Annotated in this window: 13 protein-coding genes; 4 read left to right on the top strand and 9 right to left on the bottom strand. The window is 55.7% G+C overall.

Annotation, left to right across the window (positions count from 1 at the left end; translation table 11 throughout):
• Positions 1 to 13: 13 nt before the first annotated feature.
• On the bottom strand, positions 14 to 865 hold the full coding sequence (locus tag LF929_RS19820; RefSeq protein WP_038905968.1) for an MIP/aquaporin family protein: 852 nt from the start codon (positions 863 to 865) through the stop codon (positions 14 to 16).
• Between the two features lie 602 nt (positions 866 to 1467).
• Here LF929_RS19820 and zapB point away from each other — a divergent pair.
• Positions 1468 to 1710 carry a cell division protein ZapB gene (gene zapB, locus LF929_RS19815; RefSeq protein ID WP_226093620.1) on the top strand — a complete coding sequence of 81 codons (243 nt, stop codon included), beginning with the start codon at positions 1468 to 1470 and terminating at the stop codon, positions 1708 to 1710.
• Positions 1711 to 1774: 64 nt separating this feature from the next.
• Here the strand turns inward: zapB and rraA are convergent, their stop codons facing one another.
• The 7 genes from rraA to priA form a co-directional block, all read right to left on the bottom strand.
• Positions 1775 to 2260 (bottom strand): ribonuclease E activity regulator RraA, encoded by a 486-nt coding sequence (rraA, locus tag LF929_RS19810; protein ID WP_012886540.1) that lies wholly within the window; start codon positions 2258 to 2260, stop codon positions 1775 to 1777.
• Positions 2261 to 2424: 164 nt separating this feature from the next.
• The gene (locus LF929_RS19805) at positions 2425 to 3342 is read right to left on the bottom strand and encodes a 1,4-dihydroxy-2-naphthoate polyprenyltransferase (protein ID WP_226093621.1); all 918 of its coding nucleotides are present in this window, start codon (positions 3340 to 3342) and stop codon (positions 2425 to 2427) included.
• Positions 3343 to 3514: 172 nt separating this feature from the next.
• On the bottom strand, positions 3515 to 4846 hold the full coding sequence (gene hslU, locus LF929_RS19800; protein ID WP_038905966.1) for an HslU--HslV peptidase ATPase subunit: 1332 nt from the start codon (positions 4844 to 4846) through the stop codon (positions 3515 to 3517).
• 9 nt (positions 4847 to 4855) lie between these two features.
• A complete protein-coding gene (gene hslV / locus LF929_RS19795) occupies positions 4856 to 5386 on the bottom strand; it encodes an ATP-dependent protease subunit HslV (RefSeq protein ID WP_012767897.1) in 531 nt (176 codons plus the stop codon).
• Positions 5387 to 5471: 85 nt separating this feature from the next.
• Entirely contained in the window at positions 5472 to 6440 is a 969-nt protein-coding gene (gene ftsN / locus LF929_RS19790) for a cell division protein FtsN (protein ID WP_226093622.1), read from the bottom strand.
• 51 nt (positions 6441 to 6491) lie between these two features.
• Positions 6492 to 7562: a DNA-binding transcriptional regulator CytR gene (gene cytR / locus LF929_RS19785; RefSeq protein WP_038905964.1), complete on the bottom strand. Its 1071-nt coding sequence runs from the start codon at positions 7560 to 7562 to the stop codon at positions 6492 to 6494.
• Positions 7563 to 7866: 304 nt separating this feature from the next.
• A complete protein-coding gene (gene priA, locus LF929_RS19780) occupies positions 7867 to 10089 on the bottom strand; it encodes a primosomal protein N' (protein WP_210177676.1) in 2223 nt (740 codons plus the stop codon).
• A gap of 250 nt (positions 10090 to 10339) precedes the next feature.
• Here priA and rpmE point away from each other — a divergent pair, with 250 nt between their 5' ends.
• Positions 10340 to 10555: a 50S ribosomal protein L31 gene (gene rpmE, locus LF929_RS19775; protein WP_016942846.1), complete on the top strand. Its 216-nt coding sequence runs from the start codon at positions 10340 to 10342 to the stop codon at positions 10553 to 10555.
• Positions 10556 to 10669: 114 nt separating this feature from the next.
• Here the strand turns inward: rpmE and metJ are convergent, their stop codons facing one another.
• Entirely contained in the window at positions 10670 to 10987 is a 318-nt protein-coding gene (gene metJ / locus LF929_RS19770) for a met regulon transcriptional regulator MetJ (RefSeq protein ID WP_012767902.1), read from the bottom strand.
• 193 nt (positions 10988 to 11180) lie between these two features.
• Between metJ and metB the strand changes: the two genes are divergently transcribed.
• A complete protein-coding gene (gene metB, locus LF929_RS19765) occupies positions 11181 to 12341 on the top strand; it encodes a cystathionine gamma-synthase (protein ID WP_038905962.1) in 1161 nt (386 codons plus the stop codon).
• Positions 12342 to 12343: 2 nt separating this feature from the next.
• Positions 12344 to 14779 (top strand): bifunctional aspartate kinase/homoserine dehydrogenase II, encoded by a 2436-nt coding sequence (locus LF929_RS19760; protein ID WP_038905961.1) that lies wholly within the window; start codon positions 12344 to 12346, stop codon positions 14777 to 14779.
• The last annotated feature ends 10 nt before the right edge of the window (positions 14780 to 14789 follow it).

Below are 14789 nucleotides of genomic sequence, written 5' to 3'. Positions count from 1 at the left end.
TAGCGGAGTAGGGTCAGACCTTACGAGTTTGGGCAGAAGCCGCCGTGTCGGTGTCGCTATCAATGGCGCAGACATCACAAGGCAAGTTACGGCCAATCAGGGTGCGATAGCCAAATGCCCCCAGACAGGCTCCGACGATCGGGGCGAAAATCGGTATCAGTATATAAGGGATGTCACGTCCGCCAGTCAGCGCGATTTTGCCCCAGCCAGCGAAGTAGGCAAACAATTTCGGACCGGCATCACGCGCCGGGTTCATGGCAAATCCGGTCAACGGGCCCATTGATGCACCAATAACCGCGATCAGAATCCCGATTAACAGCGGTGCCAGCGGGCCACGCGGAATACCATTGCCGTCATCAGTCAGTGCCAGAATCAGACACATCAAAATAGCGGTGATAACGGTTTCCACCATGAAGGCCTGCATCACTGAAATGTGCGGGTTCGGATAGGTAGAGAAGACACCTGCCAGATCGAGGCTTTCCACACTACCACGCACAATATTGTGCGTTTGTTCGATGTCATCGAACAGGTTGTGGTAGAGGCCATACACCAGTGCCGCTGAACAGAACGCGCCAGCGACCTGTGAAACGATATAAGGCAGGACTTTGCGGCCATCGAAGCAGGCAAATAGCCACAGAGCGATGGTGACCGCAGGGTTGAGGTGAGCACCGGAAATCGCGGCGGTCAGGTAGATCGCCATCGCGACGCCCAACCCCCAGATAATACTGATTTCCCATAGCCCCAGACTGGCGCCTGCCAGTTTCAGAGCCGCTACACAGCCAACGCCAAAGAAGATCAGCAGGCCAGTACCGAGAAACTCGGCAACGCACTGGCCTTTAAGGGTAGAAATATCAGATTGACTCATAATGCTTGTTCCTGCTTGTAGGCTACAGCATGGTGGTTGACGCATGCCTCTATGGGTCTGCGCGTTTCAGGCCTGTCTCGTTCATCTTTGGCGATTCGCGGTCAGGCTCTTTTTGTATTTCGGATGTGAATTTATCGTTAATGTTCGAAAACGAGAAATATCGAAATCAAAATGTGTGTGATGCGTCAAGAAAATGCGCGCATTCGCGTAATCGGACACAAAACTGTCATCCGGTCAGCGGATAGGTGTTAATCAGAGTGTTAAATTCATTAACATTAATATGGTTTAACAATATTTCGGGCAATTTTCAGTCTGTACTGATGGCGCGTGAGCGAAAAAGCAGGCAGAGTCGCTGTTTTACCGGTAGTGCGCTGGACACGCTTGATCCGGCTACATACAATTTGGCTGGCGTTTACGTCCGGCGTAGCCATAACAAATGTGCGGGCTGAGTGCGTAAGGCGGCATGAGATGTCTGTTTGTGAAACCCGTGCCGGTGCATACCTGCTCGCGGGATACCGTGCGTGGCACACCTGTTCGTGATACATCTGTGATACATCTGCGTTAACCGGCTCAGGCCGTGCGATCAAAAGGGGTTAGAAGTTATGTCATTTGAAGTGTTTGAGAAGCTGGAAGCGAAAGTTCAGCAGGCGATTGACACGATCACGCTGTTGCAGATGGAAATCGAAGAGCTGAAAGAGAAGAACAATGCGTTGTCGCAGGAAGTGGAGAGCATGGCGGGTAACCGTGATGTATTAATGAGCGAGAACGAGCAACTCAAGCAGGAACAGTTGGTATGGCAGGAACGTCTGCGTGCGCTGCTGGGTAAAATGGAAGACGTTCAGTAACTGCCGACGTCACACAGACAACGGCACACAGGGCGTCTGTTGACGCCCTTGGCAACCTGGCCGGTTATTCCAGATCCAGCGGATCTTCAGACAGGATAATACCGGTGTTGTCAGCATAAAGGTGATCGCCGGAGAAGAACGTCACACCACCGAAATTCACCCGAATATCCGTTTCACCGATGCCTTCGCTCGCTGCACCAGCCGGTGTCGCCGCCATCGCCTGAATGCCGATATCCAGCTCCGATAAATCGTCTACCTGACGTACCGCGCCATAGACCACGATACCTTCCCATTCATTTTGCGTAGCCAGACGGGCCAGTTCAGCGTCAACCAGCGCACGGCGTACAGAACCGCCGCCGTCGATCAGCAAGACGCGGCCACTGCCGTTTTCTTCCAGTACATCGAATAGCAGGCCGTTATCTTCAAAGCATTTTACTGTGACGATTTTGCCGCCGAATGAACTACGTCCACCAAAATTGGAGAAAAGAGGCTCAACGACATTGACCTCTTCATGATAGATATCACACAGTTCGGAAGTATCGTATTTCATAGGAGTCACGTTTGTTGCCGCTGGGGAGTGTGGGACTGAGTATATCCCTTTATGTTTGTTGTTGGCAAAATCATCAACAGCGGCTTTGACCCGCATCAGTAATCGGTTGTGATTTTGCCAACCAGAACAAACGTGTTGCCCGTTCCATCCTGACTGAATCTGGTTTAGCTAAGCAGTACGCCTACCGCGAACAACAAATTGGTGAGTAACGCGCCTTTCACGGTTTTTTCCAGCATCGGACGCATGCTGAACGCGGTGGTTTCGCGCATCACATAGCGGCCTTGTTTCACCAGTAATGGCAACGCCAGAATAAACAGCCAGCCCGCTAGCGTATGCAGGTACAGCATCGCGAAGAGGGCCAGACAAACCGGTGCCGTCATCAGTAACATCATGTGGTAGCGGCGGGCTTTATAAGCACCGAGCCGTACCGCCAGCGTGTTTTTGCCGTTTTCCCGATCGCTGTCGATATCGCGCAGATTGTTGATATTAAGCACTGCGACGGCCAGCAGGCCACAAGCGGTTGCTGGCAGGATAACGCTGCTGTCGAAGTGGCCGGTTTGCAGGTAGTACGACCCGGCTACGCTAAGCCAGCCAAAGAAAATCAACACCGAGATATCACCCAGCCCGATGTAACCGTAAGGCCGGTTGCCGACGGTGTAGGTAATCGCGGCCAGAATCGCCAGCAGACCGAGCGCCAGGAATACCACGACATCCACCGGTTTTTCGCAGGCCAGTGCTACCAGCGCGCTACCGGAAACCGCAGTTAGCACCACAGCGATGAGCAGCGCCTTGCGCAGTTCCGCCAACGTGATAGCCCCGGTCTGGATGCCGCGTAGCGGGCCGATACGGTCTTCCTTGTCGCTGCCTTTCACTGCATCGCCATAGTCGTTGGCCAGATTGGAGAGAATCTGCAACAGCCCGGCGGTAATCAGCGTCAATAGCGCGACGCCGGGTTTGAAATTGCTGTGCCAGCAGGCGATGACGGTGCCGGTAACGATGGAGGCAAAAGCCAGCGGCAGCGTCTTGGGACGCAGGCTGTCGAGCCAGGCTTGAGTTTTGCTGCTATGTGTCAATTCGGTCATGGTGTTAATTGGATCATGGTATTAATGGGATCATGGTGTTTATGGGCCATGCTATCAGCCAGGTCGTGGCGCGTTAAGTGCAGGAATAATGCAACCTGGTGACGGCATCAAAAACAACAGTGGGAGGCCAACGCCTCCCACTGTTTGGTCATCAGTGCGATCCGCGAACGGATTATAAGATAAATCGGCTCAGATCTTCATCTGCTACTAACTCATCCAGGTGACTGCGTACATAATCTGCATCGATCGTCACGGTTTGGCCGTTCATTTCGCTGGCGCCATAGGACACATCCTCGATCAAACGCTCCAATACCGTATGCAGACGACGAGCACCGATGTTTTCCGTACGCTCATTAACCTGCCAGGCCGCTTCCGCGATACGGCGGATACCATCCGGCTGGAAGGTGATGTTAACGCCTTCGGTTTCCATCAGCGCCTGATACTGGCGTGTCAGCGAGGCGCTGGGTTCGGTCAGGATACGCTCGAAGTCTTCGGTGGTCAGCGCCTGCAACTCAACACGGATCGGCAGACGGCCCTGCAACTCGGGGATCAGGTCCGATGGGCTGGCAACCTGGAACGCGCCGGACGCGATGAACAGGATATGGTCAGTTTTTACCATGCCGTGCTTTGTGGACACCGTACAGCCTTCCACCAGCGGCAGCAGGTCGCGCTGGACGCCTTCGCGTGATACGTCCGGGCCGGAGGTATCACCCCGTTTGCAAATCTTGTCGATTTCATCGATGAAGACGATGCCGTGTTGCTCCACCGCTTCAATCGCCTGCTCCTTGAGTTCTTCCGGGTTAACCAGCTTGGCGGCTTCTTCTTCCACCAGCAGTTTGAAGGCCTCACGAATCTTGATCTTGCGGCTTTTTTGTTTCTGCCCTGCCAGATTCTGGAACATGGATTGCAACTGATTGGTCATCTCTTCCATGCCGGGAGGGGCCATGATTTCGACGCCAACCGGTGCGGCAGCCAGCTCGATTTCGATTTCTTTGTCGTCAAGCAGCCCTTCGCGCAGTTTCTTGCGGAATGCCTGACGAGCCGCGGACGGCTCATGGTGCTCTTCCGGCTGGCCCCAGTTGTTCTTGGCCGGGGGGATCAGCACGTCCAGAATGCGCTCTTCGGCCAGTTCTTCGGCACGATAACGGTTTTTTTCTATTGACTGCTGACGCACCATTTTAATGGCAACGTCGGTCAGATCACGGATGATGGAATCCACTTCCTTGCCGACATAACCCACTTCGGTGAATTTAGTCGCTTCTACCTTGATAAAGGGGGCGTTAGCCAGCTTGGCGAGGCGACGGGCGATTTCCGTTTTCCCCACCCCGGTTGGGCCGATCATCAGGATATTTTTCGGGGTCACTTCATGGCGCAGGCTCTCTTCCAACTGCATGCGCCGCCAGCGGTTACGCAAGGCGATCGCGACGGCGCGCTTTGCTTTGTGCTGTCCGATGATGTAGCTATCAAGCTCGCTGACTATTTCGCGCGGGGTCATTTCAGACATAGTGGATCCTTACGCCTTGGAGGCTAATTCTTCAATCGTGTGGAACTGGTTGGTGTAGATACAGATATCACCCGCAATACCCAGTGATTTTTCGACAATTTCCCGGGCGCTTAATTCCGTGTTTTCCAGTAAAGCGCGTGCTGCTGCCTGCGCATAGGGGCCACCGGAGCCGATGGCGATCAGGTCGTTTTCCGGCTGAATCACATCGCCGTTACCGGTGATGATAAGCGACGCATTTTCGTCGGCAACGGCCAGCAGTGCTTCCAGACGACGCAGCATACGGTCAGTGCGCCAGTCTTTAGCCAGTTCCACCGCCGCTTTAACCAGATGGCCCTGATGCAGTTCCAGCTTGCGCTCAAACAGTTCAAACAGGGTGAAGGCATCCGCGGTGCCGCCAGCAAACCCGGCAATAACCCGATCGTTATACAAACGACGTACTTTGCGTACGTTGCCTTTCATTACGGTGTTGCCCAGGGTGGCTTGCCCGTCACCGCCAATCACCACCTGACCATTGCGACGCACACTTACAATTGTTGTCACGAGTTTATCCCCGTTACTGAGAAAAAGACCCCCGCGCGGACGCGGGGCGTATTGACGATAAACATGGGGGAGGGGCGTGGGGTTTTCAACCCCCGCTGGCTAACGGGATGCAGTTGGATTGCCCCATACCTTTGAGCTTTTGTGCCATTTTGTCGGCGACAGCGCGGCTGTTGTACGGACCGAGCATGATTCGGTGCCAGCCTCCGCTGCTGGTGATACGACTTTCTACACCGGCAAACGCCAGCTCTGCGCGTACCGACTCTGCGGGTTCTGTGGTTTTGAACGAGCCGCATTGCACCATCCAGCGCTGCTCTTTCTCTGGTTTGCTCTCAGATTTGCTGTCCGGTTTAGTGTTGTCGGTTTTAGCCGTTTCTTTGGCCGCTGTCGGCGGTTCTGTTTTCGTCACCTCTTTACGGGATTCCGTACGGGGTTCCGTCTGCACCGGTTTCTGGGCTGTTTGCGTCGGCGTGGTGACGTTCGACGTCGCATGATGCGGTGTTGTCACCGGGGCGGCGGTCGTCGTGCGTGGCGTCATCGGTTGTATCGTGCCATTGGTATTGGTACTCGATACGCCGGGCATCACGGTTTGCGTTCTGGGCGCGGTAAGGGAACGCGCGGGCATCTGGCTTTGATCGTTGTAAGGCACTTCCGTCAGCGTTGTCGGCTGGCGTTTCATGTCTGATTGCATCTGTTCGAGCAGTTGGCGCTGTTCATTGGTCAGTTGGCCTGTTGACTGGATTTCTCCCCCTGCCGATGGCTCGGTCGGTGAAGCCACGCCAATCTGACGGTTTTCCAGCTCTTTGATATAACGCCAGCGCTCTTCCGGTTTGGGCGGCAACCCATTGCCTTTGGTGCCCTGATGCGGCAGGACGGGCGATTCATCCGGCTTATTGTGGGCGATAAAATAGAGTCCACCGGCAAACGTGACCAGCACGGCAACGGCCAGCGCTATCATGGTTTTAGATGCGCCTGAGGACCCTCCTCGTTTCTGGCTGGATGTTTTTTTCCGGCGCGTTCCAGAACGCCCCCGGCTGACATAGTCTCGTTGTGCCACAATCGTTTCGTTGCTAAGAAAATAGGTAACAGGTCGCCATGTTACTGAACCCTAAAATGTTTGACCAGCACCGGAATTCTTAAAGCCTGTAACACGCAGCGGTGGAGCGGCAGTACTGTCGCGAATAATCAACTGGCTGGACATCAGTCGTGACCCGCGAGCCACCTTGTGTTGCTGTAGCTGCGTCAGCAGCAACAGCGTCGCTTCGCGACCAATATCGTAGCGGGGCTGAGAAACGGTAGTCAGCGCCGGGAAGCAGTGGCTGGCCTGGGAGATATCATCAAACCCGATAAGCGACAGGTCTCGTGGGACGTCCAGCCCCATTTTCCGCGCCTGGGTTAACGCACCCAGCGCCATCACGTCGCTATGGCAAAAAATCGCGCTGGGGGGAGTAGGGTGTGACATCAGCGTTGTCAGGCCGCGTGAGCCGGTATCGTAACTAAAATCTCCGTGTACGATGTACTGGTTGTCGATAACCAGTCCACAGCGCCGTAGCGCCTGAATATAACCCTGCAGCCGATACTCGCTGAGCGGAATCTGCTGTGGGCCGGCAATACAGGCAATGCGCTGATGCCCCAACTGATGGAGATAACTGACGGCTTCAAACGCGGCGGTCAGGTTATCAATGTGTACCGTGGGCATATCCAGCTCGGGGGCGAATTCGTTTGCCATCACCATCGGCGGAAGATGACGGCGTTCATCTCTTCCCGCATCAAACGGTAGTTGCGAGCCCAATAACAGGATGCCGTCTATCTGACGGGTGGCAATCAGGTCCAGAAAGGTTTTTTCTGTCTGGCGCTGGTGCGCGCAATCGCCGATCAGGACCAGATAACCGCGTTCCGCGGCGGTTTCTTCAATGCCGCGCAGCATTTCGCTGAAGAAGGGGTCGCAGATATCAGGCACCAACGCCAGAATCGTTCTTGATTCATGCCGCTTGAGATTACGAGCAAGGTTTTGTGCAGAGTACCCCACTGCCAGCGCCGCCTGCTCCACCTTCTTGCGGGTCGCAGCCGAGACTTTCTCCGGGTTGGTCAGGGCGCGTGACACCGTTGCGGTGGAGACACCAGCCTTATCGGCCACGTCTTTCATGGTTGCGGGTGGGATGAATTTTTTCTGCTCCAACGCATTTCCTCCTTGCGTCAGCGTTTACTGGCGCCGTAGTCAGGGGGGCCGTTATGACAGGTCGGCCGCCGTTTTACAGAATGTCTGATCCGCCATGCGGTAAGCGCGGTTATGACATGCATGGCATCGATGGTGCGCCAACTGCCTGATCAGCATACTGCTTCCGCCATCACTCTTAACAGATTGCGTCCAGGATTTATCGAATAATTTACGCCTGCGCCGTCTGGATTATCGGTTTTTCGGTATTGTTCGCAAAAACCATGACGGCGACTGGCACGGCTCAGGCCTGCGGCGCAGAATCGGCTCAACTGTCTGTCGGGTCGACATCCATGACCCATTTCACCTTGCGGGCTTGCGGTAGGGTATCGATCAACACCATAGAATGACGGATGATGCGCTGTAGCGTGGCGCGCGATGGGTGTTGCAGCAGTAATTGCCAGCGAAAACGCCCGGCACGCTTGGGCTGTAAGGCAGGCACTGGCCCCATCAGCCACAACGCGTCGTCGCGCAGCGGGCTGGCTTCCAGCAAATTGCGTAACTGCTGCAGGAACAGGCTGGCCTGCTGATTGTCATGGTCATCGGCCCGGAACAGGACATGGCTGGTAAACGGCGGTAGAAACACGCTCTGGCGTTCTTGTAGCGTCTGGCTGGCGAACGCATCGTAGCCCTGATGTAGCAGCGTCTGTAACAGCGGGTGCTCCGGGTGATGGGTCTGTAGCACGACTTCACCGGCCTTACCGGCCCGCCCGGCCCGCCCGGATACCTGCGTGTAGAGCTGGGCGAAGCGCTCGGTGGCACGAAAGTCGGCGGAAAACAGCGAACCGTCGACATCCAGCAACGCGACCAGCGTAACGTCAGGAAAATGGTGTCCTTTGGCCAACATTTGGGTGCCGATCAGAATGCGGGCACCGCCCTGGCGGACCTGAGCCAGTTGTTGCTCCAGCGCACCTTTACGGCTGGTGGTATCGCGATCGATGCGGGTGATGGGCGTATCGGGAAACAACGCGGGTAGCGCCTGTTCCAGCTGCTCGGTACCCAGACCAACCGGCACCAGATGGGTGGAGCCGCACTGCGGGCACTGCTGCGGCACCGGACGCTGGCTGTCACAGTGGTGGCAACGCATCATGCGCTGGTGTTGGTGCAAGGTGTAATAGCTGTCGCAGCGTTGGCACTCGGCTATCCAGCCGCATTCATGGCACATCACCACTGGCGCGAAGCCACGGCGGTTAAGAAACAGAATAACCTGATTATCCTGTGCCAGATGATGTTGAACACGCTGGATTAACGGTTGCGACAAGCCGCTGGTTAGCGGTAAACCTTTCAAATCCAGCAAGTGTTGCTGAGCCAGCCGGGCGTTGCCCGCGCGTTTGCTCAGCCGCAACTGGCGGTACTTGCCAATCTGTACGTTATAGAGCGTTTCCAGCGCGGGAGTGGCTGATCCCATCACGATGGGGATATCTTCCTGTCGGGCGCGAAACACCGCCAGATCGCGCGCGTGGTAACGCCAGCCTTCCTGTTGCTTATAAGAGCCGTCGTGCTCTTCGTCGATGATGATGAGCCCCAGTCGCGCAAAAGGGGTAAACAGCGCGGAACGCGTACCAATCACAATGGCGGATTCACCCTGTTTCGCCCGTAACCACACCGACAACCGCTCGCTGTCATTTAGCCCGGAGTGCAGTGCTTCCACTGGGGCATGAAACCGATCGCGAAAACGGGCGATGGTTTGTGGTGTCAGGCCGATTTCTGGCACCAGCACCAGAGCTTGCTTACCCTGCGCCAGAATATTCTCCAGCACGCTGAGGTAAACCTCGGTTTTACCTGACCCGGTGATCCCCGCCAGTAACCAGGCGGCGAAGTGGTCATCTTCGCTGCGTATGGCTCCGACAGCGGTGGCTTGCTCCGTATTCAGGCGCAGACGTTCGCCCGCCAGGCTGAAATGCTCCCGCCAGTCCTGCACTTGTGTTGGCTGCGCGCGCAGCTCGCTCAGCCCTTTTTCGCGCAACGCCTGCAATGCTGTTTCCGTCAGTGCGGTTTCCGCCACCTGATGGCGATAGAGCGGTCCTTGTAGCAGCGCGGCCAGCGCCTGCTGCTGTTTGGGCGCGCGCTTTAGCGCATTCAGCGGCGTGGCACGGCCTTGCTCGGTGGCAAACCACTGCCAGAGCGGGGCACGATGTGCCGGTTTCCCTTGCCGCAGGAGTATCGGCAACGCATGGAATAACACTTCGCCAATCGGGTAGTGGTAATACTCTGCTGCCCACAGCAAGATGCGCCACAGGCTGTCGGGGAATAGCGGGGCGTCATCAAGTACCTCATGTAGCGGTTTGAGCTGTTCCGGCGGCAGTTCACTGCCCGCACCCAGCGCCACCACGATACCGATCATCTTACGGTTGCCGAAAGGAACGCTCACCCGCCTGCCTGGCTCCGGTGGCGTGATGCCAGCCGTCAGCCGGTAATCAAATGTGCGTGTCAGTGGCACCGGCAAAGCAACCTGAACAACGGGCGTGGTGTGTGCGTTCAAATGCGTCATGAAGGTCTTAGGTTATGCATCAGGGTTTGTCTGCCGTCACGGTACTGTGCGCGACGACGTTGTGCAATCTTGCCAGTACCTTGTTGAGGTAAGGCAGTGTGTTTGCGCGGATCCAATTGCATCGGGTGGTTAATTTCTGTATGATCCGCCGCCTTTATACCTCGTAGTATAAAGACTATTTCACTCAACTTCGTGTGGTGTCTGGCGGAACAGGGCCGGATAGCGACACGGCCTTAAACAGAGGTTTCCCATGAAAGAAGGTATTCACCCGAATTACGTTGAAATTACTGCAACTTGCTCTTGCGGTAACGTCATCAAAACCCGTTCTACCGTTGCTCACGACCTGAACCTGGACGTCTGTGGTGCTTGCCACCCGTTCTTCACCGGTAAACAGCGTGTGGTTGACACCGGCGGTCGTGTTGAGCGTTTCAACAAACGTTTCAGCATGCCAGGCACCAAAAAATAATTGGCTTCTGCGCTGGGGCAGACAATCGGTTAACCGGTTATTCTGCCAAAACAAAGGCACCTTCGGGTGCCTTTGTTGTTTCAGCGGTGCTTTCCTGTCTGCTTCACTACCTGCTCAGTATTCCCACGTATCCGGGTCAATCCCCATTTCACGCATAATCGCTTTGGCGGCTTCAGGAATTTCATCGCCGCGCTCTTTACGCAAATCGTCATCATTGGGTAAGGGTTGGCCGGTAAAAGCGTGCAAGAACGCTTCACACAGTAACTCGCTATTGGTTGCGTGACGCAGGTTGTTGACCTGACGACGGGTACGCTCGTCTGTCAGTATCTTCAATACCTTCAAAGGGATAGATACGGTGATCTTCTTAACCTGCTCACTTTTCTTGCCGTGTTCAGCGTATGGGCTTACATATTCGCCATTCCACTCAGCCATGGGATACCTTAAATATTGATCGTGATAAAAACAGTCACTGGCACAAAACACCATAATTCTAACGATTATTGCAGGGATGCTCAATCTATACGCAAAGAAGTTTAGAAGTCCAGATGTATTGACGTCTATATTATCCGGGTTTACTCTCTAACTTAACTTCTTCACCTCCGTCTTCCAGTCAGGAAAAGTACCGATGACGCGTAAACAGGCTACTATCGCAGTCCGCAGTGGGTTAAACAATGACGAGCAGTTCGGTTGCGTTGTTCCCCCGATTCACCTCTCCAGTACTTACAACTTCACCGGTTTTAATGAGCCCAGAGCGCATGACTATTCACGGCGCGGCAACCCGACCCGTGATGTTGTCCAGCGCGCGCTAGCGGAGCTGGAAGGCGGGGCGGGCGCGGTCATGACCAGCAGCGGTATGTCGGCTATCATGCTGGTTTGTACGGTATTCCTGAAGCCTGGCGATCTGTTGGTCGCGCCGCATGATTGTTACGGCGGCAGCTATCGTTTGTTTGATAGCCTGAGCAAACGCGGTGCTTTCAACGTGAAATTCGTCGATCAGGGCAATCTGGTTGAGCTTAATGCCGCACTGGCGGAAAAACCGAAACTGGTGCTGGTTGAAAGCCCCAGCAATCCGCTTCTGCGCGTCGTGGATATCGCCGCTATCTGTCAGGCATCGCGTGATGTTGGGGCGGTGAGCGTGGTGGATAACACCTTCCTGAGTCCGGCGTTGCAAAATCCGCTTAAACTGGGTGCGGATTTGGTGGTGCATTCCTGCACCAAATACCTTAACGGTCATTCGGATGTGGTGGCCGGAGCGGTGATTGCCCGCGACCCTGAGGTCGCGACGGAACTGGCCTGGTGGGCTAACAATATTGGTGTGACCGGCGCGGCGTTTGATAGCTACCTGTTGCTGCGCGGTATGCGTACGCTGTCCCCACGTATGGCGATGGCGCAGAAGAATGCATTGCAAATTGTGGAGTATTTGCGGCATCAGCCACTGGTCAAGGCGTTGTATCATCCTTCTTTGCCCGGGAATGCCGGTCATGAGATTGCCTGTCGGCAGCAGTCCGGTTTTGGCGCGATGCTGAGTTTTGAGCTGGATGGCGATGAAGATACCCTGCGTCGTTTTCTGTCCGCGCTGGATCTCTTCACGCTGGCGGAGTCGCTGGGTGGCGTCGAGAGTCTGATTTCTCATGCCGCTACCATGACTCACGCAGGTATGGCACCGCAAGCGCGCGCTGCCGCCGGTATCTCGGAAACGTTATTGCGTATTTCTGTCGGCATTGAAGATGGTGACGATCTGGTCGCCTCTCTGGACAGAGCATTTCAGGCAGCAGCCAAGAGGTAACAATGAGTGCGTTAGGGATAGCAGCGGCCGTAAAAGGACGGCAACTGCATAAATTCGGCGGCAGCAGCCTGGCAGATGTGAAATGTTATCAGCGTGTTGCTGGCATCATGGCGAATTACAGTCAGGCTGGCGACTTGATGGTGGTCTCGGCGGCAGGCAGTACCACCAACCAGTTAATTAGCTGGTTGACCCTCAGCCAGTCGGACCGGATTTCCGCCCATCAGGTACAGCAGTCGCTGCGCCGTTATCAAAGTGAACTGATTTCCGGTTTGCTGCCAGCTGAAACGGCGGCACCGCTGATTAATGAATTCATTCGCGATCTGGAGCGCCTGGCGGCGTTGCTGGATGGCAAAATGACCGATGCTACCTATGCCGAAGTGGTGGGTCACGGTGAAATCTGGTCGGCTCGGCTGATGGCGGCGGTGCTGAATCAGAAAAACCTGTCTGCGGACTGGCTGGATGCACGAACCTTCCTGCGTACCGAACGAGCGGCACAGCCGCAGGTCGATGAAGGTCGTTCCTGGCCATTGTTGCAGCAATTACTGACCCAGCATGCCGGGCAACGGCTGGTCATCACCGGGTTTATCAGTAGCAACGAGGCCGGTGAAACCGTGCTGCTGGGGCGTAACGGCAGTGACTATTCCGCCACACAAATTGGCGCGCTGGCGGGTGTTGAGCGCGTGACTATCTGGAGCGACGTGGCCGGTGTGTACAGCGCTGACCCACGCAAAGTCAAAGATGCGTGTTTACTGCCGCTGCTGCGGTTGGATGAAGCCAGCGAGCTGGCTCGTCTGGCCGCACCGGTACTGCATGCCCGTACCTTGCAGCCGGTTTCCGGTAGTGATATCGACCTGCAATTGCGCTGCAGCTACCAGCCAGAGCAGGGGTCGACCCGTATTGAGCGGGTGCTGGCTTCTGGCACTGGTGCCAAGATTGTCACCAGCCATGATGATGTGTGCCTGATTGAGATTGGCGTACCGGCGGATCACGACTTTGTCCGTATGTACAAAGACGTCGAGCAACTGTTGCAGAAAGCACAAATTCGGCCGCTGGCGCTGGGCGTACATCAGGACCGTAATCTGCTGCAATTGTGCTACACCTCGGAAGTGGTGGGCAGTGCCTGGCAAGTGCTGGAACAGGCGGCGTTGCCGGTATCGCTACACCTGCGCGAAGGGTTGGCGTTGGTCGCGTTGGTGGGTGCTGGTGTGTGTCGTAACCCGCTGCACAGCCACCGTTTCTACCAGCAACTGCGTGACCAGCCGATCGAGTTCGTCTGGCAGGCGGAAGATGATATCAGTCTGGTGGCGGTACTGCGTGTCGGGCCGACCGAGCATCTGGTTCGCGGTCTGCATCACTCGCTGTTTCGAGCGGAAAAGCGCATCGGTCTGGTATTGTTTGGCAAAGGCAACATCGGTTCTCGTTGGCTGGAGCTGTTCGCCCGTGAACAAAGTCTGATTTCGGCGCGTACTGGTTTTGAATTCACCCTGGCGGGGGTGGTGGACAGTTCCCGCAGCCTGCTGAATTACGAGGGGCTGGACGCCAGCCGCGTACTGGCTTTCTTTGGCGATGAAGCACAGGAACGTGATGATGACGAATTGTTCCTGTGGATGCGCGCTCACCCGTATGATGATCTGGTGGTGTTGGATGTCACCGCAAGCCAGTCGGTTGCTGACCTTTATCTGGATTTTGCCAGCTACGGTTTCCATGTGATTAGCGCCAATAAACTGGCGGGCGCATCCGGCGGTGATAATTATCGTCAGATTCGTGATGCCTTCGCGAAAACCGGGCGTCACTGGTTGTATAACGCGACGGTTGGCGCTGGGTTGCCGGTGAACTATGCGGTGCGTGATCTGCGTGAAAGCGGTGACAGCATTCTGGCTATCAGCGGTATTTTCTCCGGCACGCTGTCATGGCTATTCCTACAGTTTGACGGCACGGTACCGTTCACCGAACTGGTGGAGCAAGCCTGGCAGCAGGGGTTGACCGAGCCGGATCCGCGCGTTGATCTTTCCGGGCAGGATGTGATGCGCAAGCTGGTGATTCTGGCGCGCGAAGCCGGTTATGAGATAGAGCCTAATCAGGTGCGGGTGGAATCACTGGTGCCTGCCGGGTGTGAGAATGGCTCCGTAGATCAGTTCTTTGAAGATGGCGAACCGCTGAATCAGCAGATGCTGCAGCGGCTGGAAGCCGCTAATGAGATGGGGCTGGTGCTGCGCTATGTCGCCCGTTTTGATAGTAACGGTAAGGCACGTGTCGGCGTGGAAGCGGTGCGGGCGGATCATCCGCTGGCGGCGTTGTTGCCATGTGATAACGTATTTGCCATCGAAAGTCGCTGGTATCGTGACAACCCACTGGTGATCCGTGGCCCGGGCGCTGGCCGCGATGTGACCGCAGGGGCCATTCAGTCGGATCTCAATCGTTTGGCACAACTGCTGTGACCGGTCGGGT

It is taken from the genome of Dickeya oryzae (assembly GCF_020406815.2).
Taxonomy (GTDB): Bacteria; Pseudomonadota; Gammaproteobacteria; order Enterobacterales; family Enterobacteriaceae; genus Dickeya; species Dickeya oryzae.
The sequence above is the reverse complement of the archived record's forward strand: the minus strand, read 5'-3'. Positions and strand labels throughout refer to the sequence as shown.